Genomic DNA, 20,628 nt, shown 5'->3' with positions numbered 1-20,628 from the left:
ATCTCCCCTGATCCTTTTCCTGGCTTTGCCAGACACCGGTTCCCGAGATGGGCGCCGGTGTTCTAGTGCGGAACCGGCTACTCCGCGGCTTTGGCAATCGGGTTGACCGATACGTAGGTTCGGCCGTTGGCTTTTTTGTTGAACGTCACGGCGCCGGTCTCGAGCGCAAAAAGCGTATGGTCCGTGCCCATGCCGACATTGACGCCGGGATGCCACGTGGTGCCGCGTTGACGAATGATGATGTTGCCCGGGATGACGGCTTCGCCGCCGAACTTCTTCACGCCCAGACGCTTGGAATGCGAGTCGCGACCGTTGCGCGACGAGCCGCCAGCTTTCTTGTGTGCCATCTAACTAACTCCGTTGCGCCGCAAGGCGCCTAAAAGGCCTTATGAACGCGTTCGCGTTCCGTTTCAAGTCCGATCCGGCGACCTGGTCGCCAGAAAATTACTTCGCCGCCAATTCCTTGGCCTGCTCGCGCCAGTCCTTGATCTGGTCGGCGCTGAAGGGCATGTGCTCGTCGATCTTGGCGACATCCTTGTCGGTCAGCTTGGCGAGCTGCGCGAAGGTGATGATGCCCTGCTCGTTGAGATCCTTGGCCGCGACCGGGCCGATGCCCTTGATCACGGTCAGATCGTCCGGCTCACCCTTGGGCGCCTTGAACAGCGGCGCTGCCGCGGTCTCGGCTGCCTTTGTCTCGGCTGCCTTGGCCTTGGGCTCCTTCTTCGGCGCGGCTTCCGCCTGCACCTCGGTGGCGGCCTCGGCCTTCACCTTCTTCGGCGCCTTGACCGCTGCCGTCTTCGTCGGCTTGGCGCCACCCAGCAGGATCTCGGAGATCCGCACGGTGGTCAAAAGCTGGCGATGGCCGATCTTGCGGCGCGAATTCTGCCGGCGGCGCTTCTTGAAGGCGATGACGGTGCGGTTCTTGCCCTGCTCGACGACTTCGGCGGTGACCACCGCGCCGTCGACGAACGGCGCGCCGAACGTGACATTCTCGCCTTCGCCATGTGCGAGGACGTGGCCGATCTCGACCATATCGCCGACAGCGGCTTCGAGTTTTTCGATCTTCAGGAGATCGTTGGCGGCAACGCGATACTGCTTGCCACCCGTTTTAATGACTGCGAACATTTTTTGCCTTTCGCTGTTCGGTCGGCCTTGATGAGCCGCCTCTGGCGGTTCAGCCGTCTTTTTGTCAGTCTGCGGGTTCAAAAAACAAGCGGCGCGGAAGAACCCTCCACGCCGATTGCGCGCTGTCCCTAACCGAAGGTTGAGTGCGAGTCAAGGCAAACAGCTGTTGTCGGGACTGTTGTTGGCGGCCGAAGGATCGAGCGTGTCAGCACGACTGCACGACGTGACCATCGTCGAGGCAAGCACGCGTGACTGGTTACCAACCTACCCAGGCCTCGCCGCCGCTGAACCGTCGCGAATCCGCTGCTTGTCCGGCAAGCCAAATAACTGACGGATTGGCCTTGTAACCTGCCCGTTCAGCCGTTATCTAGTGCGCCGCGCCGGCAACGGCCGACCATGACCGCGGAGAGGTGGCAGAGTGGTCGAATGCACCGCACTCGAAATGCGGCATGGGTGCAAGCCCATCGGGGGTTCGAATCCCTCCCTCTCCGCCATTTAGCTTCCATAATAATCGTTTCCTTTCAAAAGCTTCCTTGTTGCGCTTGACCAGCGCGAAGCGAAACTTATCTTAGACTGTGTAACAAACTGTGTAACATTAGAGAAAGATAATGCGACGTTCCGCAGCGCCAAAGCCGCATAAACGTGAAGGCATCTGGTATCTCGTCCGCAGGGTGCCGAAGGAATTCGCGGCGTTTGATCGCCGCTGCCTAGTACGCATTTCCACGGGCGTCGCCGTGGCTGACGATCCCCGCGGTGTACGGGCGCGAGATGCAGTGCAAAGCCTCGGCGCGGGGCTGGAGGCGTATTGGCGTAGACTGCGGGAAGGCCAATCCGCCGAGGCGGGGCTGCGTTTCGAAGCCGCGAGGAAGCGCGCGCGGTCATTTGGATTGGCCTATCGCTCTAACGAGGAACTAGCAGCGGGGCCGCTCGACGAACTCATGGCCCGTATCAAGCTGCTCCTCGACAAAAAATCGATCGAGGACGCGCAGGACGTCTCGGCCGTCATGGGTGGGGAGAAGCGGCCAGCGGTCCGCCTGAGCGGTCTTATCAAGGAATTCGAGACGATCGAGCAACAGAACTTGCTGACCATGTCGCCTAACCAAATCAAGAAATGGCGTAACCCCAAAAAGCGCGCAGTTGCCAATCTGGTTGGAGTCATTGGCGACAAGGAGATCGCAAGCCTCACTCGGGACGACGCAATCGCGTTCCGCGAGTGGTGGCAAAAGCGGATCGTTGAGGATGGACTTGATATCGGTACGGCCAACAAGGACATCGGCCATGTTTCGAAAATGCTGCGCGTCGTCGATCTGACTCACCAGCTCAAGCTGGAGCCGGTTTTTCGAAACCTGCGTCTTTCCGGCGCCGTCCCCGGGCAACGCGCTGCGTTCACAGCGGAGTTCATTCAGGAGAAGATACTCGCTGAAGGCGCGCTCGACGGACTCAATGACGAAGCCCGCCATCTAATCTATGTGATTGCCGATACCGGACTCAGGCTTTCTGAAGCGGCAAACCTCACCACCGAAACAATCCACCTCGATCAAGAAATCCCGCATGTGCGGGTGCGCCCCAATGGCCGTCGCTTGAAGACCGGTCATTCAGCCCGTGACATTCCCTTGGTTGGCGGCGCACTTGCAGCCATCAAGCTCCATCCGGACGGCTTTCCTCGTTATCGCGACAAGGCCGCGTCACTTTCAGCGCTCGTCAACAAGGTGCTCGCCAGCAAGGAACTTCTGCCGACTTCCGAGCATAGTCTTTATAGCCTGCGACACACTTTCGAGGACCGGCTGACGGCAGTTGAGGCGCCGGAGAAGGTAATTGCTTCTCTGATGGGCCACAAATGGATCCGGCCCAAATACGGCGCGGGACCTTCGTTAGCGCAAAAGCGCGAGTGGCTTCAAAAAATCGCTTTTACCCCGCCCGGGCGAATGTGATTGCGGCGCCATCCAGGCCTTGAGAACCAACCTCACGGCTCCAGCTGTCCGAGCCATTTAGGTTGAGCGTGGCCAGCACGCGCTGCGCTCGCTCGCGATTTCCGAGCTTCCGCCGCATTTGTTCGACCTCGTATTCCAGCCTTTCGAAGGTCGGTATATAGGCATCTCCATGCCGGATGACCAAGTAGGCGGCAACAGCTAGACAGCATTCTAGCTCCGTGGCCGATGGATCGGAAAAAGGGGCGACGCCATACCAAGACGAGCAACGCCTCTCGAGGGCTTCCGAACTAGGCAAACGGCCAGCATGTGGCATGGGATAGAAACCTATGCCTGATCGACGAACCTAAAGTGCTCACGAAGCTTGACCGGTACGCGGGCCATCGGAGGGTTCTGCCTAAAACCGCCAAAAATTTTGAAACACCCATTCATCCGGCTCGAATTCAAAGGGATCGGCGATTTTTGGGTTATGGCTTGCAAGCATAGTTCAGCCCAGACAAGAACGCCTGATATCTTGTCGTTCACTGTCACCCTGCCAAATATGGTGCCGGTGACAACGGCAGTTTGGCGAGCAGAAGAATTCCCGAGACTGAGACGTTCTACGGCTTGGCCCATGTTCGCGCTCCTCCTCGATTGGAGACAGGATGGGCCATATGGAAGCGAATAAAAGGAGGTTGGTGACGAGTCTCGGTAGTGGAGTAGAAACGGGTGGAAAAGCTTGCGCTATTCGCCGTCGGCGCCGCTAAGCGCATTTGAGAGAAGGGGCAACGATCGCCAAGAGATGACGTCCGATCGCAAGCCGGCTAGAAATGCGACAGTGACGCGCCTTTTTTGGCACGACCTTAGCACCCGATCGGGCCTCAGCTGGTCGTCGTTGCGCAGCCGATCGGGTGCGATTTTTATAAAGCTCTCTTGGCTTTAGCTTTGAGAGCCCGTCATCGAGACAAATGCAAGGGAACGGTCCCGCCCCCTGGGGACATTCGACATGCCGTGGCAGCTTCCTATGGTGAGCCAGCGCATTCCGATACACGTTTTCCGCGCTCTACCGTTGCTCCAGCACCTGTGCTGAGGCTGAGCGCTTGATCAGGACCCGACCGCTGCTGTTGCGGGATGGTGACTGGGTTGAGGTCGCGAAAACCTTGACCGCGGGTACGTTGTTCATCCGGATGAGCGCTGAGCCGAGAAGCAGCCAAGAACGCTTCCCGTAATCGAATCCTACGGGAACCGCGAAACCAGCGTCCAAGGGACGCAATTCTCCGACGTCGTTCACTCAAGCTCATCTCGCAACTTGAACGCTTGCATGAAGCCGCTGCATGTGCGCCGGTGGACCGGATTGCTGCTATCCAAACCACGTGCTCAGTTTCGCCCCCGTAATAACTCTACCGTCCGAAACGGCTTTCGCGCGTCAGGTCCACCCCACATGAAAGTTCCGCGAGCAGCACGGACGGAGAGGCCGGTCACAACTCCTTCGCGTGCTCTTTTACTACCGAATCAAGTGCCAAATGGAGAGGCACTGCCTTAGAGAACAGGAAGCCCTGCGCGGTTCTGCAGCCAAGCTTGTACAGAGTTTGCCGATCTGCCTCTGTTTCAACGCCCTCGGCCATGACCTCGATCCCGAGCGTCCTACCAAGATCAATCACCGCTTTGACAAGCAGCCGATTCTCCCGGGACTTGGCTAAGCCGCGAATGAAGCCCTGATCTATTTTCACTTTCCTGATCCGACTGTCCTTGAGCGATGCCAACGTCGAAAAACCGGTGCCGAAGTCCTCGAGCGCGATAGAAATGCCAGCATGTGAAAGCTGGCCGAGCTTTTCATCCACTCTGTCCGGATCCACTGGGGCTTCTTCGGTAATCTCGATGTCGAACATCGTTGCAGGGAGGTCTTTTGCCGCCAGACCATTAAGAATCATCTCGTCAATATCGCCAGCTTCCAACTCGCGCGGTGAAACATTCATCGCCACACGAACATCACGACGGTCAGCTTTGACCAAGCCCTCGATAAGAGCGCAACAGTCGGCGAATACCGTTTGAGTTAGCAGCTGAAGCATTCCAGTTTCGCGTGCCGCTGTCATGATCTCGGGCGGAGAAATGGGACCGTGAAGCGGGTGAGACCATCTTAGCAAGGCTTCAAAACCGACGACGGCTTCAGTTTCGAGTCTTACGATTGGCTGAAACCAAGCGACCAAGCTTCTCATCGTTATCGCCGAATGAAGATCGCGTTCGATTGACTGGCGGCGTTGCAGTTCCCGGGCTAGCTCGGCACCGAACAGACAAAATTCATTCCTGCCGCGGCGCTTAGCTGTGTAAAGGGCGATGTCGGCCCGCAACAACATTTCCGTCAGTCCGGGGTTTTCAGCCAAGTAGATTCCTATAGACGCTCCAATGCGGACGGATGCGATCCCAGGATAGGGGCGAGCAAGCTTGGCTATGAGATTGGACGCGAGATTGGTGGGAGAAGGAGAATTCTTTCGCGAAGAAAAAACCAGCACGAATTCATCCCCACCGATGCGGGCGAGCGTTGAGCCCTCCGGTGCTTCTTCCTCTATTCGGCGGGCGATCCTGGCAAGCAGCTCGTCACCCGTTCTGTGACCGTAGGTACCGTTGACAGATTTGAACCCGTCCAGATCAATCAGCATGGCCACAAAGGGTCCATCGGTGTTCTCAAACTGATCGATTGCATGTTCGAGGCCCCGCCTGTTGAGGAGCGCGGTAAGATGGTCCTCCCTGGAATTGCGCTCCATTTCCGCGGCAAGCCGCTCGGCTTGATGTCTCAGGCGGCTCGCGTCACGGAAGCGCGCTTGTCCAACGAACGAGGATCGAACCAGGCCGCCCTCGAAAAGCAGGACGGCAAAAGCCCGAATGTAGTTTTCCGGGGCTCCCTTCGTCAGCAAACATGCGGCGGCAATGAGGAGTGGCGGTGTGATGAAGCATATCGCTGCCGCAGCATATGAGCTGCCGTACGTGACCGCGCCAGCTGAAATGCCCGCCAGAATTATTAGATGCAGCGATGCTTGAGACGTCGTGTATCCAGCCGTTAGGATGGCAAGGAATGACCAGGTGAATCCCGCCAGAAGAGCAAGCCTGCCAAACCAGCGAAGCCGCAGCCAAACCCGTGTCAGATCATCCTGGACTCCGGGTTCCTTCAGCTGATGACGGGCGAGTGCAAGGCGGGCGGCATTTATCGCATTAACGACCGAAAACCAGGCCGCGCCAGCAAGACCGTTCCCGGAAAGGGCCTGCACGGTCAAAATCAGCCCGGACAGCACAATGCTTATCGGCATTGAGACGAAAAGGCCTGCCCTCAGATCAGCGAGCTGGTCCTGAAGGATTCTCGCCTCCAGCGGATCTTCTTTTCCAAGGCTGGACGGGTCAGCTTGCTTACTCCTGCTTGTCCGCAGCCTATGCAGCCCCCCTGAAGGACGGGTTAATTCTTCAATCGGAGATCAGCGTCGGGGAGCAGGATTACTCCGGTGCATCATGCACTCTCTCCCATCGCTCGCCCAGCACGCGCAAAAATGCGACTGCTGGTGCAGTATCACCGCTGGAGCTCCGCCGATATCCCATGCCGGACAAGGGGAACATGTTGGGCAAAGCGAAGCCCCAGATGCCTTGCAAGCCGTGCCGCCAGGTGGTCTCTGGAGTAGAGTCCAATCAATATGTTCGTTGCATGGTAGAGCGGCGCCGCCGACAGGCGCAGCCGCCTTTCGTATATATGCAGCATGTCGGGGTCGCCAACATTGCGGCCGTCGCGGCACGCAGTCATGATTCCACGGGCGAGTTGCTTCTGGCTGCTGAGACCGATGTTGAATCCGTGAGCGGTCACCGGGTGCATGCCGATGGCAGCGTCGCCGATGAGTGCGGCGCTCGGCGCCCGGAATTTGTGCGCCCAGGTCGTGACCAGCGGATAGGTGTGGCGCTTGCTTGCCAAGGTCATTTTTCCAAGGCGCCCTCGACACCGTTTCGTCAACTCCGACAGGAACAAATCATCATCGAAGGCAAGCAGTCTATAGGCCTCGTTTGAGCGCAATGTGAGCAGCAGCGACGACATGCCCTCCGCGAGGGGCAACATCGCTATCGTCTGATGGTGATCGAACCATTCGATGGCGATCTGGTGGTGGGCGCGCTCGTGCCTCACTCGGCAAATCAGCATCGAGTGGCCAAGCCGGTTGATATCGGCGCCGATGCCTAGCAGATCACGCGTGGCGGACAAACGCGAATCCGCGGCAACAACCAGCCGAGCAGTTAAACGCGCGCCATTAGAGAGCGTTACGACTGCTCCTTCTTGGCTGTTTGTTGCATCGACGACCGAGTGGCCGCACAACAGCCGGGCGCGATCCTGCAAGCGGACGATTTTGAACAGCGCCTCGCGGATCCGGCAATTTGGAACCAAAACCCCCAGCGGTTCTCCAGAGTTGCTGGGAGGATCGAAACGAAGAGCGAATGCGCTCGAGCCGTTGAGCACGCGCGCGCCTTGAAGTGCTGATTTGTCCGAAGCCGGGATGACATCCCAGGCGCCGAGCTCGCGAAGGGTTCTGATCGAAGCGTTGGTCAGCGCGATTTCGCGACCATCGAAAGCCGGATTCGCCAGACTATCGAATGTGTTCTGTTCAACAACTGCCACCTTGAGTTCGCTTTGGGCAAGCGACGCAGCGAACGAAAGGCCGACCGGGCCGGCTCCAACGACAACGATGTCAAAATTATCGTCAGAGCCCATCAGCGTGCCGCCATCCGGTCGCCTATCCTCGTGTAACGGTGGAACTGAGCCGAGTGACATGAGCTCCGTGGCCGCCGCATTGCCTAAAGGCGCTGGGCCGGGAGATTCGCATCGATCGGCAACGAAGCACTCAAAGCGCTCAGAGGTGGATGCGGCTAACCGATCCCGCCCTTTGGCCGCGCAGCCGCGCAGATCGCCGCCAGCAAGCGAGACACTCGCGACGCTGGTCAGCCACGGCCGCGCCGCATCGATCGCCACATTCCACCTGGAACCCTTGCGCATACTACTCACGCTCCACGACGTCGAAGCGGGCTCTCTTGCGAGGGTATCGAACGTAGCGCTCTCTCTCGTCATCCCAGCCAAGGTAGCGGAAACTTTTATCCACGACCGCGCATATCTCATCAAGAACCTGCTGCATGGCTTCGATGTCGATGTCCTTGCAATTTAGTCGCCGATAGAGCAAAGCCCACGCGGCGACATAGTCGTCGAAATAGCGCGCGTCACTCGAACCAATGATCAACTTCGGACGGTTGATCGATCTCGAAAACGCACGTCCCAACCCCGATGATGCTCCGCAGCACGTTGACATCACGAGGATCTTCGGCGCTGGATGCGAGCCCTGGAACATTTCTACGAAGTCAGCCCAAAGAAGGCCACTTCGCCCACTGGACGAAGCGATCCCGTCACCATTGCCGTGCCCGGCGATGTGAAGCACGTCGCACTCCGCCTCCATCGCTCGTACTACAGCCTCACCAAATTTCGTTCGGTTCAACGCCATGTGGAGCTCCGCGCGGATGTTGACAGCCTTTAACAAGTGCTGCACGATCGGTCCCTCTTGCCTGTCGGCGAAGTAGTCATTTGCATTGTGGCAGTCGATGATGTGTACGGTGTTCATGGTACTCCAGCCGCTTGTTCGTTCATCGTCGTGACGAGCGGACACCACGCGCGCGGAACCGCGTGACGTGCGCTGGGTTCCGGTACCGTCGCATAGCCTCAAGGCGCGGGCCGGGAATCGGGATGGATCGGCAACGACGCACACAACCCATCAAAGGCGAAAGCTGTTGATCGGCCCCCGTGTCCGCGCAGCCACGCGGATGGTCAGCCAGCAAGCGAGATACACACGACGCCGGTCAGCTAATGGCTGCGCCGTAAGCACAAGGCATGGCCGACCACACGACAGAAAACCCAGAACCGTGAAGGTGCTGATAATGACGACCAATCTTTCCGTAAGTCATGCATTTCTCCGTCGAAGACTGGTCAATAGAACACACCGATGAGTATGACCCTGATCTGGATCAGCCAGACATGACCAATCGGCACTGGCGGTTCACGGTCAGGTGATCGACCGTGACGTTCCACTTTGGAACCCGTGCGCACATGGCCAAGCTCTCGTCCGGCCACGCGAGGTACTCTCGTGGCATCAGCCGCCTCATACTGGGTGCAATGGGAGGCAGTCCTTCGCACGACAGAGGCTTTTCACAAATGTAGTGTGCAGCTTAGGTCAAGATGGTCATGGAGCATGGAGCATGGACAGCTTGTTCCCGACCGAGCCGGCTCGACTGACGAGCGCGATCCGCGCATCTTATGCACAGCGGATTGAAATCAGCGTTCCGGTTTGTCGTCCCGATCAATTAGTATCCGCTCGGCGGCTCCGTCGAGATCTTCGTATTGACCGCTTCGCAATGCCCAGACGAAGCCGGACACACCCAGTGCACCCAGAAAAAGGGCCACTGGTATGAGATAGAGCAACGTCGTCACGAGGATTATGCCGAATAGCTGACTGCGGAGCGTCCGACTTTTTGAATAACTTGCAGCGTCGCATTCGCCCCGAAGCCGTGCAAGCGCAATGCGTTTCCAATAACAAGCACCGATGAGGCAGACATGGCAATCGCCGCTAACAAAGGCGTGGCGTGCCCGAGGATGGCGATTGGTACTGCCACCGCATTGTAGACGATCGCAATCGCGATGTTCTGGCGGATCAGGTGTCCCGCCTTGCGCGAGACGTCCAGCGCGAGAGGCACTGCCAGAAGGCTTTCGCGCAGGAATACGAAGTCGGCGGCATTGCGGCCAATGTCGGCGGCGGTAGCTGGAGCGATCGAGACATGCGCCGCGCTGAGCGCCGGCGTGTCGTTGAGGCCGTCGCCAACCATCAGAACCTTGTGTCCGTCTTTCGCCAGGGTCTCGATGCGCTCGACCTTGCCGGATGGCAGCAGGCACGGAACGAAGTCCTTGACACCCAGCATTTCTGCGACTTCACCGCAGGCACCCGCAGTATCGCCCGACAGCATTTCCACTGACACCCCGGCATGGCTCAATTGCCCGATCGCCGCCTTGGCGTCTGCGCGCAGCGCGTCCTCAAAATCGAAGGTCGCGACAATGAACCCGTCTTTTGTCAGCACGGTTCCGCCATGTTTGCCTTCACCACCGGTCCGGGCTCTCCATCCAGCCCATCCGCGTCGGCCTAGCCGCCAGGTGCTTCCGGCTCCAGTGGCTTCGATTCCAAACCCTGGATGCTCGGTGACGGCATCAAATTTGTACTGCCCGCCGGGATGGGCAAAACCGGCTATGGCCTTTGAAAAAGGATGGCGGGAATGCGTAGCCATGTCTCCCGCGACTGCCAGCATGGCCGGATCGATCGACGATGCATTGACCAGCCGGGGCTGGCCGAGCGTGAGCGTTCCGGTCTTGTCGAACACCGCTGTATCAATCGTCGCCAGGCGCTCCATGGCAGAACCGTCCTTTACCATGATGCCGTTCTCAAACAGGCGCCGCGCGGCGACCACCTGAACGATCGGTACGGCGAGGCCGAGCGCGCACGGGCAGGTGATGATCAGAACGGCAATGGCGATGGTTATCGCCCGGTGCCAGTCGCCGGTCACCGCCATCCAGCCAAGGAACGTCGCGAAGGCTGTGAGATGAACCACCGGGGCATAGAGCGCTGAAACGCGATCGGCGATCCGGCGATAATGCGCGCGGCCGCCCTCTGCGGCTTCCATAAGACGAACCATTTCCGCCAGAAACGAATCCTTCGCGGCGGCTGTCGCCTCAATCGTCAGCGGGCCGGTAAGATTGAGCACGCCGGCCTGAACTGCTTCGCCCGGCGCCACGTTTTTCGGCGTGCTTTCGCCTGAGGCCAGCGAGCAGTCGAGATCCGACGTTCCCTGGATGATCTTGCCGTCGACGGGGATCCTCTCACCGGCTGCGATCAACAACCGCATGCCTGGTTCGATCTCGCCGACCGGCAAATAGTCGCGCGCGCCGTCGCTGCGCAGCACCATGGCGCCATGTGCGGCCAACTGGGACAGGCCTTTCACAGCGGTCCGGGCACGTTCGCGCATCACGTGATCCAACGTGCGGCCGATCAACAGGAAGAACAGCAGCGATACCGACGCGTCAAAATAGGCGTGATCGCCATGGTTGATCGTCTCGTAGAGGCTCATGGCGTAGGCGAGCGAAACACCGACCGCGATCGGCACGTCCATATTCATGCGGCCATGGCGCAAAGCATTCCAGGCCGAACGGAAGAAGATGCCGCCGGCGAAGGCGAGGGCAGGAATGGCGATCAGCGCCGAGACCCAGTGAAACAGGTCGCGGGTAGCACCTTCGGCGCCGGACCAGACCGAGACCGAAAGCAGCATGATGTTGCCCGCCGCAAAGCCGGCAACCGCGACCGCGCGGATCAAATCCGATAACGTCCTGTCCTTGTCGCCGACCTCGGAAGGGAAGAGATGCGCCTGGTAGCCTAGCCGCCCAAGCGCGACGACGAACGGTGGGACCTCGTCACCACGCCACCGGACAGAGACCCGTTTCGTCGACAGGTTGACGCGGGCGCTCTCGACGCGATCGAGCTTTCCCAGCGCCGTCTCGATCGTCTGGATGCAGCCTGCGCAATGAACCGTCGGTACTGAAAGATCGGTCTGGTGAAGATCATCGCCAAGCGATCGGCTCGCCAGCCTGATCTCCTGGCTGGACGGCAGGACCGATCCGGTGTTGACCAGATCAAGCGCCATTTCGGCGCCCGGTGCACAACAACTCATTGCAGCGCTCCATTGGAAATCATGATCCGGCGGACGTCGCGATACGGTTTGTCCAGACCGGCGTCGGCGTCGACTTCGACAATCCAGACGCCGTCCTTCGGCATGTGCTGGGCTGCGAATTCCTGGCCCGAGGCGGGTGCGAGGGTGACCGACTTGTCCTCCTTCTCGTACGCGGGATGGCGAAACAGCACCTTGACGCCGTGCAAGGGAACCGGCTTGCCGGCGACGTCGGCGAGGCCATAGCGAACTTCGCCCCATGCGATGGTCAGCTTGCCGGTCCAGCCAAGTGCTGCCTGCGCCCGTCCTTCCTCGGCCTTCTTGTTGAATTGCTGGCTCGCCACATAGGTGTTTTCGACGACGAGGCCAGTCCAGCTTGTGCTGGCGAGCGTTGCCATGGTCAGATTGACTGCGATGACCACGCCGAAAAAGGCCAGGATGATGACCAGCATGTGCCTGCCGGTGAATTCACGAGGCTTTTGTACATTGGCAGTCATCTGAGGGGCTCCGGCGCGTTGAAGGTGGCGGTGTACTCGTTCGACTCAAAGCTGGCTCTGTCCTCGACGCGGAACTTGAAGGTCTGTGCCGGAGCGCGGATCTGGTCCGCCGGCTGGCGAACGAAGACCCTCAGCATTTTCAGGCGGTCGGGTTCGACCGGAATGGCGAAGGAACGGCCTGCGGGGATGTCGTCGCCGACGACGACCATGTCAGCGCCTTCAAGGCCCTGCATGGTTACGACGATCGTCCTCGGCTCGGGGATCATGTTGAGCAGCTTGACGGTATAGCCATTGCGGATGGATCCGTCGGTCAGCGTGACGAACTGGGGATTGCGATCATGCAATACGTTCAGTTCGAGCCGATCGCGCGTCAGCAGCGAATAGAGCAGGCCGAGGCCGATCAGCGACCACAAGCCCATGTAGACGTAGGTGCGCGGCCGAAAGATCTTGCGGATGTGAAAATGCGCCACCTTGTCGGAGAACAGGCCATCAGCGGTCCTGATCAGCGATGGATTGACTGAGCTGGACCCGCCTGCAGTCGCCAGCATCATGTTGGCGTTGTAGTCGGAGAGCGTCGCATAGGCGATCAGCCCACGCTCCTTGCCGAGCTTGTCCATGACGCCGTCACAGGCGTCGATGCAGAGCGCGCAAGTGATGCATTCGAGCTGCTGGCCGTCGCGAATGTCTATCCCCATCGGGCAGACCGCGACACAGGCATTGCAGTCGACGCAGTCGCCCACGGGCTGGCCTGCGGCCAGCACCTTCTTGGCGTGGCGCGAACGCGGTTCGCCGCGCCAGTCATTGTAGGTGACAGTGAGGGAATTTTCATCGAGCATGGCCGCCTGGATGCGGGGCCACGGGCACATATAGGTGCAGACCTGTTCGCGCATCAGACCGCCGAACGTGTAGGTGGTAGCCGTCAGGACGGCGACAGTGATGTAGGCGACGGGCGCCGCAGTGCCGATGAAGAGCTCGCCGAGCAGCGTCGGTGCATCGGCAAAGTAGAAGATCCAGGCGCCGCCAGTCGCCGCCCCTATGACCAGCCAGATGGTGTGCTTGGACACACGCAGCATGAGCTTGCGCGCGGTCCAGGGACCTGCGTCAAGTTTCATGCGGGCGTTGCGGTCCCCCTCGATCGCACGTTCGACGACGAGGAACAGATCGACCCACACCGTCTGAGGGCATGCATAGCCGCACCAGGCACGGCCGACAGTCGAGGTGATCAGGAAAAGACCGACGCCCGCCATGACCAGGAGGCCGGCCACATAGAAGAATTCCTGGGGCCATATCTCGATGAAGAAGAAGTAGAAGCGCCGGTTCGCGAGATCGAGCAGGACTGCCTGGTCCGGGGCAAATGGACCGCGAGCCCAAGGCAGCCACGCAGCCAGGTAGTAGATGCCAAGTGTGATCGTCATCACCAGCCATTTGAAGCGACGAAAGTTGCCCGAGGCGCGCTTCGGAAAGATCTTTTGACGCGCGGCATAAAGCGGCTTGCGGGTTTTGGCGGAATTGACAGTTTCTGTTTCGAGCCGTGTCAACTGCGTCTTATCACGCATGTGCAACTCCACTTTCCCAGCCAATGTCAGGGGCACCTGTCGTAAAGCCTCGCGGTAGGATAGCCTTGCCGGGTTGTGCAGATCGCATTAGGGATGGTGTCGAGGCCCGGCTCACGCCGGGCCTCGTCCGCTTGGCAGGGGGGACCGAAGAATAGGACTTCCATTCCTATTCTCCGCCGCCAAGCGAATGGACATAAACTGCAAGTTCCTTGACCTTGATCTCGCCGAGACGGCCAACCCAGGCCGGCATGACGCCCTGTTTTGGCGCACGGACCTGTGCGGCGATGGCTGTCTCACCGGATCCATAGAGCCAGATCGCATCGGTCAGGTCGGGGGCGCCGAATTCCCTGTTGCCTTTTGCATTGTCGCCGTGACAGGCGACGCAGTTCTCGGCAAAGACCTTGGCGCCGGGTTGGATCAGACTTGCATCGCGGACCTTGCCGGAAAGGCTGGCCACGTAGGCGCTGACTTGTGCGATCTGGTCGGCGGTAATGATGTCGCCGAAGGCCGGCATTTCCGACAGGCGCGTGTCCGGATCGGATGCGAAGCGGATGCCGTGCGTAATCGTCTGCTGGATCTGCTCGGCCTTGCCGCCCCATAGCCAGTCGTCGTCGTTGAGATTGGGAAAGCCCTTGGAACCTTGGGCGCCGGAGCCGTGACATTGTACGCAATTGACCTTGAAAGCGGCGCCACCGGCGGCGATTGCGAATTCGCGCAGGCCGTCGTCCGCGGAGATCTCCGAGACGCTCTTGGACTCCACCGCCGAGATATATTTGCCCTTGGCGGCCTCAGCCGCAGTCAGCTCGTTCCTGACCTCGTTGCGGCTGGAATAGCCGAGCACACCCTTCGTCGCCGAGTGCAACAGAGGCCATGCTGGATAGGCGATGGTGTAGCCTATCGCCCAGACAATGGTGACGTAAAAGGTGATAACCCACCATCTGGGAAGCGGGTTGTTCAGCTCCCGGATGCCATCCCATTCGTGGCCGGTGGTCGAGACGCCAGAGATTTCATCGATATGCTCGTCGCTCATGATCACTCGTCCTCGAGCGGAATGCGGGCCGCTTCGTCGGCCAGCCTTCGGCTGCCGGGGCGTAGGGCAAAGGCGATGCACCCCACGAAGAACAGCGCCATCGCAACCAGGCCCCAGCTGTCGGCAAACGCCCGCATCAAATTGTAGGTCATCAGCGTTCTCCTCAGCGGTAGCCGGCGGCTTCGTCGTAATTTTTGAAGTCGACCAGTGTGCCAAGCATCTGCAGGTAGGCGAGCAGGGCATCCATTTCGGTGACCTGTTGCGGGTTGCCGTCGAAGTCGCCGATCTTGGCTTTTGGGTAACGCGCCTCAAGGCCTGATGTGTCGGCATTGGGATCGGCCTGCGCCGCCAGATCCGCATTGGCGTGGACGATCATGTCATCGGTGTAAGGGACGGCTACAAGCCTGTTGGCGACCAGATGCGTTGAGAAATCCTTCACGTCGATCGGCGTGTCTTTCAGGAACCCATAGCTCGGCATGATCGATTCCGGCACCACCGAGCGCGGGTCGGTAAGATGCGCGACATGCCATGCATTCGAGTAGCGGTCGCCAACTCTGGCGAGATCCGGCCCGGTGCGCTTCGATCCCCACTGGAAGGGGTGATCGTACATGGACTCGGCAGCTAGGCTGTAGTGGCCATAGCGCTCAACTTCGTCGCGGAACGGCCTGATCATCTGGCTATGACAGAGGTAGCAGCCCTCGCGCATATAGATGTTGCGCCCGACAAGTTCGAGCGGCGAATAGGGGCGCATGCCTTCCACCTTCTCGATCGTATTGTCGAGATAGAAGAGAGGCGCGATCTCGACGATGCCGCCGACCGTCACCACGAGCAGCGAGCCAACGAGAAGAAGCGTGGCGTTCTTCTCGATGATTGCGTGTTTGTCCATCAAGCCCATTACCTGGCTCCTGATCGCGCAGGTCGGATGGCGACGGGGCTCGGCATCGGCTCCTCCTCGCGCTGGTGGCCGAGGATGGTCCTGGTGATGTTCCAGGCCATGATCAGCGCGCCGGAGAGGTACATGGCCCCACCGATGGCGCGCATGACATAGTAGGGGTGCATGGCGGCGACGGTCTCGGCGAAGGAGTAGACCAGGAAGCCCTGCTCGTCGTATTCGCGCCACATCAGGCCCTGCATGACGCCGGATACCCACATCACCGCGGCGTAGACAACGATACCAAGTGTCGCCAGCCAGAAATGCCAGGTGACCAGCCGCAACGAGTAGAGCCGTTGCCGGTTCCAGAGCTTCGGCACCATGTAGTAGATTGCGCCGAACGAGATCATGCCAACCCAGCCGAGCGCGCCCGAATGGACGTGGCCGATGGTCCAGTCGGTATAATGCGACAGCGAATTGACCGCCCGGATCGCCATGATGGGGCCTTCGAAGGTCGACATGCCATAGAAGGCGACGGCCATCACCATCATGCGTATGATCGGATCGGTGCGCAGCTTGTCCCAGGCGCCGGAGAGCGTCATCAGGCCGTTGATCATGCCGCCCCAGGACGGCATCCACAGCATGATCGAGAACACCATGCCGAGCGTCTGCGCCCAATCGGGCAAGGCGGTGTAGTGCAGGTGATGCGGCCCGGCCCAGATGTAGAGAAAGATGATCGCCCAGAAATGGACGATCGACAGCCGGTACGAATAGACTGGCCGGTTCGCCTGCTTGGGCACGAAATAATACATCATGCCGAGGAAGCCGGCGGTGAGAAAGAAGCCGACCGCGTTGTGGCCGTACCACCATTGCGTCAAGGCGTCCTGGACCCCTGAAAAGGCGGAGTAGCTCTTGGAGCCCAGGAACGAGACTGGTATGGACAGGTTGTTGACCACATGCAGCATCGCGATGGTGACGATGAACGACAGGTAGAACCAGTTGGCCACGTAGATATGCGGTTCCTTGCGCTTCAGGATCGTGCCAAGGAACAGAATGAGGTAGGCGACCCAGACGATGGTCAGCCAGACATCCACATACCATTCGGGTTCGGCGTACTCGCGGCCCTCGGTGATGCCGAGCAGGTAGCCGGTCGCGGCCATGACGATGAACAGCTGGTAGCCCCAGAAGACGAACCAGGCCAGATCACGGCCGAAGAGGCGGGCGCGGCAGGTGCGCTGCACGACATACAGAGACGTGCAAAGCAGCGCGTTGCCGCCGAAGGCGAAGACGACACCGGATGTGTGCAACGGCCGCAAACGACCGAAATTGAACCAGGGCTGGATGTTGAGATCGGGGTAGGCGAGCTGCAGCGCGATCACCACGCCGACCAGCATGCCGACGACACCCCAGAACACGGTGGCGATCGCGCCGTAGCGGATCGGACCATCCATGTAAGCGGATGGGTCAATCGGAGCTGCTGGCTTGAACTCCGTGTTGCGCAACAGGATCGCAGTGAAACCAGCCACTGCGAAGAACAACACCCACATGTGTCGGCGGAAAGGTTCATCCACGCCGAAGCCGGCGGCCACCAGGGCCGCAAAAGCGAACACGCTTAGAAGGACGATCTCTGTGCCGAATTTCATTGCAGATCCCGATCTCGAATCTGGTGGATGCCAAATCCGCAGCGCACTAATCGCGCAGCCGCCGCCCCCTCGCCCTGATCTATGTCAGGCCGCAAGATTTTGTGTCGGCGGCGCAATCAGCAGGTGGCGAATGAACGAGGAACGCAGCGCGGGCTCACCCCCCTCATGGAAGGCGTTCCCTGGGTTGGGCGGGCGCAGACGCGATCGCTGAGGCGAAAGCTGAGGCCCTGCGCGCGTTGGATGCTATTGCCGATGCCCTGCCAAACGTTGTTCGGATCCCATTGGAAACGAACGCGATCGTTCCGCCGAGCCGTGGCAGATTAAGGACCATGCTTCGCCGGTATGTGCCGAAACACACCTGGCGATTGGTCACGTTCCTATCAAAGCCCGAAAGCTGTTTGTCTCGACCGTGACGCCGCTTCGTCGAAGGCGCGGCAACATCGCATTAAAAGGCAAACACGGCCCGCCCCGGAGTCATGCGACATGGCCTCGCCGCTTAGGGCCGCTCGCGTCCGCCGCCACAGCGCTTCTCCAGACGGCTTATGCTGTCCACCGTCACATGGCGTGCGTTCTCAATCCGAATCACCCCGTCAGCCCGCAATCGCGTCAGTTGGCGGCTCACGGTCTCGTTGGTGATTCCAAGGAAATCAGACATTTCGACACGCGTCAGCGGCAGATCGAAGGACGCCGACCCGGAAGCCGCATCGAGACTGGAATCGATATTCCGGGCCATCATGAGGAGAAAAGTCGCCACCTTTTCCGGAGCTGTCTTGCGCCCCAGCGTCACCATCCACTCGCGCGCCTCATCGAGTTCATTCAGCGTCTGTTTGAGCAGGCGATGCTCGAATTCCCGTGACGCCTTCATCATCCGTTCGACGGCCGCTCGCGGAAACGAACACAGCGTGACTGCTGTTGCCGCTTCCGCATTGATCGAGCTTTCCACCTTGAAAGGACGTCCCAGAAAATCCGGTGCAAACTGGAGACCGACGATCTGCTGGCGCCCATCCGACAGGCTCTTTGATAGCTTTACAACGCCTGAAAGCACGTTGGAGTAGCTGTCGACGTTCTGTGCCTCGCCGGTCAACTCCATTCCTGACTCGATCCGGCGACGCGAGCAAGTCTTGGCGAGCCCAACCAAATTGTCTGGATCGAGCGCACCGCAGACACCGCGACGCCGTGCCTCGCAAGGGAAGCAAAGAACAGGAATGCCGGAACTATGAATGTCTTGCCGAAAGGTCATGCGTTCGCCTTACCCGATCCTAACTGCCGGCAGGATACCCATCCAGGGTAGAGAAATCCTGCGGCGGTTTGTCCATGAGCGCGGCTGATCGAGATCAGGGTCTGCTTCAGCGATGCGTGCAGTGTTCCGGCGGGCAACACGGTGAACGCGAGATGCAATCGGAAATAGCTGTCAAACTCAGCGAGAACGTCCCACGCTACACCAGCTATCCGACGGCGCCGCATTTCCATTCGGGGATCGATGCTGCCATTTACCGTGGCTGGTTGGAGACGCTGGAAAGCGGCGACGAAATCTCGCTGTACCTGCACATTCCTTACTGCGACAAGCTCTGCTGGTTCTGCGCCTGCCACACCAAGCAGACGCACCAATATGAGCCGGTGGCCGCTTATCTGCGCTCGCTGAATGCCGAAATCGTCACGATTGCCGGTCTGCTGAGCGGCAAGGCACATGTCCGTGCAATCCACTTCGGTGGCGGTTCGCCAACTATTCTGAGGCCCGATGATATGGTTGCTCTTGGAGCGGCCTTGCGGGACAGCTTCGACTTTCTCCCGGATGCTACGGTCAGCATCGAAATCGAAACCAACGACATGGACAAGGCGCGCCTTGATGCACTTGCTCAAATCGGCGTAACCCGGGCGAGCCTCGGCGTGCAGGATTTCGATCCGCAAGTGCAAAAAGCAATTAATCGTGAGCAGAGTTTTTTGCAGACCAAGGCAGTCGTCGACGGGGTTCGTTCGCGGGGCGTCGAATCGGTCAATCTGGACCTGCTCTACGGGCTCCCGAATCAGACACGCGAGACGATCTGTTCCACGGTGGCGCAGGCACTGACCTTGGAGCCAGACCGGATGGCCCTGTTCGGCTACGCACATGTGCCCTGGTTCAAGAAGCATCAGACGATGATCGACGAGGCATGGCTGCCGAGTCCCACTGAGCGTTTCGCCCAATCTCAACTCGCGGCGCGGGCAATTGTCGCCAAGGGATATGAGGCAATAGGACTCGATCATTTCGCGAAGCCCGACGATGCGCTGGCCATAGCGGCCCGCGCAGGAGTTTTGCATCGCAATTTTCAGGGCTACACTGAGGATCGCTGCCCGACACTGATCGGACTTGGCCCTTCGTCCATCGGTCGTTTTCGCCAAGGCTACGTGCAAAACATGGCTTCGACTGCCGGGTACGGGCGCATGGTTGCGGATGGCGGGTTGGCTGCCGTCCGCGGCGTTGCCCTTTCCGACGACGATCGCGTCCGTGGCTGGATCATCGAGCGGCTGATGTGTGATTTTGCCTTCTCGGCAGTCGATCTGGTGGAGCGGTTCGGCAAAGCCGGCGAGCAGCTCCTTCATCGCTCGAGGTCCATCGCACTCCACGATCCTGCCCGAGCGCTTGAATTCGATGGTGACAGTTTCCTCGTACGGACTGAAAGTCGCCCCTTCATTCGAACCATCGCGGCCAAGTTCGATACATATTTCAAAGGGGGAACGGCGAGGCACTCGGTGGCGGTCTGAGCAAAGCACAGTGCGCTCGCCGTTTGGTCGATCGGCGAACCAGCTGCGTTCGTTTTGACCGCTCATAGGCGACTACCGCATCAAATCGAAAATGCAAACTTAGGCTGTTGCGCGGTATCTCCTTCCACATCCTCTCTTGCGCATACCTACATTCCAAGGGGTTTGATCCTATGCTTCGCGAGGAGCAGGTAGGTCGCGACAGCTAGGCAATGTTCCAGCTGCCCTAGCGGAGGAGTCACGATTTTCCGGCAAGCTCCGTCGGCAGACGTTCTTTTCTGGCCCTGGCAAAGGCTCGGTCGCCTTCCAGAAACGCCGCCAGCATGAAAGGGATGAGTTCTGCCACGGTTTCAGACTGACCATAGGTCTGACGGTAAAGTGCAGCATACTCCTTGAGTGTTTGGCTCAGCTCCGCGCTGACGGTAATGGTGATCTTCGAAGCTGTTCGGTCCGGAAGTTTTCCAAGTTTCAGGTCAGCCATGATAACTCCT

At 59.5% G+C, this 20,628-nt stretch carries 17 protein-coding genes and 1 tRNA gene; 3 read left to right on the top strand and 15 right to left on the bottom strand.

Annotated features, from left to right (window positions below; translation table 11 throughout):
- Positions 1–77: 77 nt before the first annotated feature.
- Both rpmA and P3C39_RS21585 read right to left on the bottom strand, forming a co-directional pair.
- A complete protein-coding gene (rpmA, locus tag P3C39_RS21590; RefSeq protein WP_013529063.1) occupies positions 78–347 on the bottom strand; it encodes a 50S ribosomal protein L27 in 270 nt (89 codons plus the stop codon).
- A 97-nt stretch (positions 348–444) separates the two neighbouring features.
- Positions 445–1,125, bottom strand: a complete 681-nt coding sequence (locus P3C39_RS21585; protein WP_013529062.1) for a 50S ribosomal protein L21 — start codon at positions 1,123–1,125, stop codon at positions 445–447.
- 404 nt (positions 1,126–1,529) lie between these two features.
- Here P3C39_RS21585 and P3C39_RS21580 point away from each other — a divergent pair.
- Positions 1,530–1,619: transfer RNA gene (locus P3C39_RS21580), tRNA-Ser, on the top strand.
- Between the two features lie 114 nt (positions 1,620–1,733).
- Positions 1,734–3,056 (top strand): integrase, encoded by a 1,323-nt coding sequence (locus P3C39_RS21575; RefSeq protein WP_126057794.1) that lies wholly within the window; start codon positions 1,734–1,736, stop codon positions 3,054–3,056.
- 1,454 nt (positions 3,057–4,510) lie between these two features.
- Here the strand turns inward: P3C39_RS21575 and P3C39_RS21570 are convergent.
- From P3C39_RS21570 to P3C39_RS21515, 12 genes are all read right to left on the bottom strand, one after another.
- The gene (locus tag P3C39_RS21570) at positions 4,511–6,334 is read right to left on the bottom strand and encodes an EAL domain-containing protein (RefSeq protein WP_245463523.1); all 1,824 of its coding nucleotides are present in this window, start codon (positions 6,332–6,334) and stop codon (positions 4,511–4,513) included.
- A 254-nt stretch (positions 6,335–6,588) separates the two neighbouring features.
- On the bottom strand, positions 6,589–7,770 hold the full coding sequence (ubiM, locus tag P3C39_RS21565; protein WP_185928959.1) for a 5-demethoxyubiquinol-8 5-hydroxylase UbiM: 1,182 nt from the start codon (positions 7,768–7,770) through the stop codon (positions 6,589–6,591).
- A 280-nt stretch (positions 7,771–8,050) separates the two neighbouring features.
- Entirely contained in the window at positions 8,051–8,662 is a 612-nt protein-coding gene (locus P3C39_RS21560) for a hypothetical protein (RefSeq protein WP_127317709.1), read from the bottom strand.
- A gap of 707 nt (positions 8,663–9,369) precedes the next feature.
- The gene (ccoS, locus tag P3C39_RS21555) at positions 9,370–9,525 is read right to left on the bottom strand and encodes a cbb3-type cytochrome oxidase assembly protein CcoS (RefSeq protein WP_081714250.1); all 156 of its coding nucleotides are present in this window, start codon (positions 9,523–9,525) and stop codon (positions 9,370–9,372) included.
- A gap of 5 nt (positions 9,526–9,530) precedes the next feature.
- On the bottom strand, positions 9,531–11,804 hold the full coding sequence (locus P3C39_RS21550) for a cation-translocating P-type ATPase (protein WP_126059322.1): 2,274 nt from the start codon (positions 11,802–11,804) through the stop codon (positions 9,531–9,533).
- Positions 11,801–12,298 (bottom strand): FixH family protein, encoded by a 498-nt coding sequence (locus tag P3C39_RS21545; RefSeq protein ID WP_126057792.1) that lies wholly within the window; start codon positions 12,296–12,298, stop codon positions 11,801–11,803. Before P3C39_RS21545 ends, P3C39_RS21550 begins: the two co-directional genes overlap by 4 nt.
- The gene (ccoG, locus tag P3C39_RS21540) at positions 12,295–13,854 is read right to left on the bottom strand and encodes a cytochrome c oxidase accessory protein CcoG (RefSeq protein WP_127317707.1); all 1,560 of its coding nucleotides are present in this window, start codon (positions 13,852–13,854) and stop codon (positions 12,295–12,297) included. Before ccoG ends, P3C39_RS21545 begins: the two co-directional genes overlap by 4 nt.
- A gap of 166 nt (positions 13,855–14,020) precedes the next feature.
- Positions 14,021–14,884 (bottom strand): cytochrome-c oxidase, cbb3-type subunit III, encoded by an 864-nt coding sequence (gene ccoP / locus P3C39_RS21535; RefSeq protein WP_126057790.1) that lies wholly within the window; start codon positions 14,882–14,884, stop codon positions 14,021–14,023.
- A 2-nt stretch (positions 14,885–14,886) separates the two neighbouring features.
- Positions 14,887–15,036: a cbb3-type cytochrome c oxidase subunit 3 gene (locus tag P3C39_RS21530; protein ID WP_024502864.1), complete on the bottom strand. Its 150-nt coding sequence runs from the start codon at positions 15,034–15,036 to the stop codon at positions 14,887–14,889.
- Positions 15,037–15,047: 11 nt separating this feature from the next.
- Positions 15,048–15,779, bottom strand: a complete 732-nt coding sequence (gene ccoO, locus P3C39_RS21525) for a cytochrome-c oxidase, cbb3-type subunit II (protein WP_126057789.1) — start codon at positions 15,777–15,779, stop codon at positions 15,048–15,050.
- The gene (gene ccoN, locus P3C39_RS21520; protein ID WP_126057788.1) at positions 15,779–17,398 is read right to left on the bottom strand and encodes a cytochrome-c oxidase, cbb3-type subunit I; all 1,620 of its coding nucleotides are present in this window, start codon (positions 17,396–17,398) and stop codon (positions 15,779–15,781) included. Before ccoN ends, ccoO begins: the two co-directional genes overlap by 1 nt.
- A gap of 496 nt (positions 17,399–17,894) precedes the next feature.
- Positions 17,895–18,638 carry a Crp/Fnr family transcriptional regulator gene (locus P3C39_RS21515; protein ID WP_126057787.1) on the bottom strand — a complete coding sequence of 248 codons (744 nt, stop codon included), beginning with the start codon at positions 18,636–18,638 and terminating at the stop codon, positions 17,895–17,897.
- A 152-nt stretch (positions 18,639–18,790) separates the two neighbouring features.
- Between P3C39_RS21515 and hemN the strand changes: the two genes are divergently transcribed.
- Positions 18,791–20,140, top strand: coding sequence for an oxygen-independent coproporphyrinogen III oxidase (gene hemN / locus P3C39_RS21510; RefSeq protein ID WP_126059321.1), 1,350 nt, complete (start codon positions 18,791–18,793; stop codon positions 20,138–20,140).
- 235 nt (positions 20,141–20,375) lie between these two features.
- Here hemN and P3C39_RS21505 read toward each other — a convergent pair whose 3' ends face one another.
- Entirely contained in the window at positions 20,376–20,618 is a 243-nt protein-coding gene (locus tag P3C39_RS21505) for a DUF2274 domain-containing protein (RefSeq protein WP_126057786.1), read from the bottom strand.
- Positions 20,619–20,628: the final 10 nt, after the last annotated feature.

The sequence above is a fragment of the Mesorhizobium sp. XAP4 genome (genome assembly GCF_029269325.1).
Lineage (GTDB): Bacteria > Pseudomonadota > Alphaproteobacteria > Rhizobiales > Rhizobiaceae > Mesorhizobium > Mesorhizobium ciceri.
Note: the sequence above shows the minus strand (reverse complement) of the source record. Positions and strands in the feature narration are given on the sequence as shown.